Genomic DNA, 1,487 nt, shown 5'->3' with positions numbered 1-1,487 from the left:
TTTAAATTACAAATTCTCCGACCTATCTTGAATAGAGAAATGAGTATCAGAGAAGCCGCGCGTTTTTACAATATTCCCTCCAACGCCTTAGTCGGGGCGTGGTTGAAACGGTTTGAAAAAAGTGGCATAAAAGGACTTATTCCTCGCAAACCATCAGGACGACCGCCGATGAAACCTAAATATGCCAGAATGCCACCGCCACCCAAAACAGAAGAAGACCGTTTGCGCCTGAGAATTTTACAGCTTGAAGCGGAGGTAGCCTACCTAAAGGAGTTGAGAAGGCTCAGACTTCAGGACGAAGCCGAGCAACGGAAATTATCCAAAGGTTAAGAACATGCTATCCGTTAAAATGGCTTTTAGGCTTTGCACAGTTAGCGCGTAGTACGTTTTTTGCTAAACGTCAGATTAAACCGGATAAGGATAAGAGGCTTAAAGCGGCGATTAAACGCATCAAAGCCCGGCATCCTGATTATGGCTACCGACGTGTTCATGCCTGTTTACCTGATGTAAATCATAAAAAAATCCAACGTTTAATGCGGGAGCTTGGACTTCAAGTGCGGTCAAGAAAAGGCAAGAAATTCACGACCTATCGAGGCACAATAGGCCATATTGCCCCGAATCGTCTTGAGCGTGATTTTACGGCAACCGGTCCGAATCAAAAGTGGGTGACGGATATCACGGAGTTTAAAGCGAAAGATGGGGGAAAAGTCTATTTATCCCCGATTTTAGACTTATTTAACAATGAGATAGTCGCCTTTAATCTCAGCTACTCGCCGAATTGGGCACAAGTTGAGTCAATGTTAAACATGGCGGGCAAACGCCTGAATAAGGTTGAGGGCTTGATTTTACATTCAGACCAAGGCTGGCAGTATCAGATGGTAGCTTATCGTCGAATACTTGCCGAGCGGGGTATCATTCAAAGTATGTCAAGAAAAGGGAATTTCTTAGATAACGCCGCAATGGAAAGTTTCTTTGGGCGATTAAAAACGGAATGCTTTTATGGCAAGGAATTTAAAACAAAAGAAGAGATAGTTGAAGCGGTAAGGGATTATTTGGACTATTATAACCACCGTCGAATCCAACTGAAATTAAAAGGACTGAGTCCGATACAATATCGTTGTCATTCCTTGAATTAATCGTCTAGATTTTGGGGGCAGATCATTATTTGATGTACCATGTTTCTTTATTTTTGTAATTTGGCAAAAAGAACTGTTTTTTGTTCATATTTCAAAAAGAGTGATTAAAGCCTTGTACTATAAGGCTTTAATCACATTTTTACTAACTATTTTGTCCTATATACCTTTTAAAATCAAAGCTTCTGAATAATTATTAGCAATCTTTATTAACTAACTCCAAGTCTTATCCTGAAAAATTATTTGTTTGTAAATAATTTTCAGCATGAGAAGACAATAAAATACGGTATGTTGTAAAGAAAGAATGGTATTTATCATTCTTTTTTGCTAGGAAACGGTTGCATAGTTGTTGGA

At 39.5% G+C, this 1,487-nt stretch carries 2 protein-coding genes; both read left to right on the top strand.

Features of this window, described 5'->3' with window-relative positions; genetic code table 11:
• On the top strand, positions 1 to 330 hold a 330-nt coding region (locus tag QZ106_RS10300), incomplete at its 5' end, for a helix-turn-helix domain-containing protein (protein ID WP_295976715.1).
• Entirely contained in the window at positions 315 to 1,136 is an 822-nt protein-coding gene (locus QZ106_RS10295) for an IS3 family transposase (RefSeq protein ID WP_367259991.1), read from the top strand. The genes QZ106_RS10300 and QZ106_RS10295, both read left to right, overlap by 16 nt.
• Positions 1,137 to 1,487 lie beyond the last annotated feature (351 nt).

It is taken from the genome of uncultured Aggregatibacter sp. (genome assembly GCF_901873365.1).
Lineage (GTDB): Bacteria > Pseudomonadota > Gammaproteobacteria > Enterobacterales > Pasteurellaceae > Aggregatibacter.
This window is presented reverse-complemented; position numbering and strand designations above follow the sequence as displayed.